Origin of the sequence: uncultured Campylobacter sp. (assembly GCF_938045405.1) — a bacterium.
Lineage (GTDB): Bacteria > Campylobacterota > Campylobacteria > Campylobacterales > Campylobacteraceae > Campylobacter_B.
In genome coordinates, this window is the sequence record NZ_CALIMW010000122.1 from 1 (window position 1) to 1,532 (window position 1,532).

Genomic DNA, 1,532 nt, shown 5'->3' on the forward strand with positions numbered 1-1,532 from the left:
AAAGATTTAGGCGATATAGATTTAATATGGGGCGAGGCAAAACAAAACGCAAAAGAAGGCTGGGATGGATACGGCTTAGCCAAGATAGAGAAAAAACACCCTGAAATTACGGCTCAAATTTTAGACGACATCATTAAAAACGGCGAGCTGGAGAAAACACATAACGGATATAATGTAAAAAGCGGCAGATATGTAATCGGGCTAAATCGAGGCTGGAATGAAAATGGCGTAAAGATTGGGGATAACAAATGGATTGTAACTGCATTTGACGATAGCAAAGAGAAAGCTATCAGCAAAGCACCCGTTGATAGCTTTGACGGCAGAAACGCTGCTTCTGCCAACTCTATGGGTATTATACCACAAAATCTCAAAAATGCTTCAATCGGCGAGTGGCAAAGAGAAATTTCTAAAGCGGGGGATGACTGGAAGGGGCTAAAACGCCCGATGGATCAAATAAAACACTCCGAGACGCTCAAGCAAAATGAAAGAGCGGGGCTATACGTAGATATAAGCGAGCGGATGAAAAAGATAGGAAAATAATTCAGGTGCGGGGCTATACCTCGCGCCAATAGCCTAGCTTGAGCGGATCTTGCTAGGCAAATGCCGAATTATACTTAAATTTATACAAATCCCTCAAAATTTATTAAAAATCTTTCAATCTTGTCGCTTCAGTCCATAAATGCTGTAGATTATGGACGCTCAAAAAGCCAAAATTGCCTTAACTTTCAAAAGGAGAACGTTATGGCAATCACATCTACGGGCTTTCAAGCCCCAGCAACGAAAAGAGAAGGGCTAAAGCCCTCCGTTTACGATAGCATAATCCTAATCGGAGCGGATGATACCCCACTCTTAAGTCTCATCGGAACTTCAAATGTTACGAATACCGAGCATAGTTGGCTAACCGACAATATCGCGGCGCCTAAAAAGAACGCACAGCTTGAAATTAGCGATTTTGACGATACCAGAAAATCGACTATTCAAAAAACCACGAATTCCGTGCAAATTTTCACTACCAATATAAGCGTATCTTATACGATGCAGAAGGTAGCCACCTATGGCGGAAAAGAGATGGAGCGCGAAACGGCTAAGCGCGCCAAAGAGCATAAGCGCGATATGGAGTATGCCCTATTCGGCTTAGGTAGAGATACCGATACCAAAGTATCCATATTCAAAGCTCCTACTCCGCGAACCGATGCGGTCGCGGAGTCGACTCTGGCCGGTAGGACCACACCAGGCCCGCCAGGCCGTCGTCGACGGTATCCCTGAGGCGCACCGTCGCGCGGGCATTGGTGATGGTGGCCAGGACCTTGGCCCGGTTACGTACGATCCGGGCATCGGCCAGCAGTCGGTCCACGTCCGCCTCCCCGAAGCCGGCTACCGCGTCGGGGTCGAATCCGGCGAAGGCGTCGCGGAAGGCTGGGCGCTTGCGCAGGATCGTCGCCCAGGACAGGCCCGACTGGAAAGCCTCCAGGCTCACCCGCTCGAAGACTCCCCTCTCGTCGCGCACCGGCATGCCCCACTCGGTGTCGTAG

The 1,532-nt window shown here is 48.9% G+C and carries 3 protein-coding genes; 2 read left to right on the forward strand and 1 reads right to left on the reverse strand.

The window, feature by feature from the left end; translation table 11 throughout:
• The coding region (locus Q0140_RS04535) for a hypothetical protein (RefSeq protein WP_297962315.1) at nt 1–540 on the forward strand (540 nt) is incomplete at its 5' end.
• Between the two features lie 201 nt (nt 541–741).
• Nucleotides 742–1,266 (forward strand): DUF5309 family protein, encoded by a 525-nt coding sequence (locus tag Q0140_RS04540; protein ID WP_297962317.1) that lies wholly within the window; start codon nt 742–744, stop codon nt 1,264–1,266.
• On the opposite strand, the gene Q0140_RS04545 is transcribed toward Q0140_RS04540, so the two are convergent.
• Nucleotides 1,178–1,532: DNA-3-methyladenine glycosylase I (locus tag Q0140_RS04545; RefSeq protein ID WP_297962319.1), on the reverse strand; the 355-nt coding region annotated here is incomplete at its 5' end. The two genes, Q0140_RS04540 and Q0140_RS04545, sit on opposite strands and share 89 nt — an antisense overlap.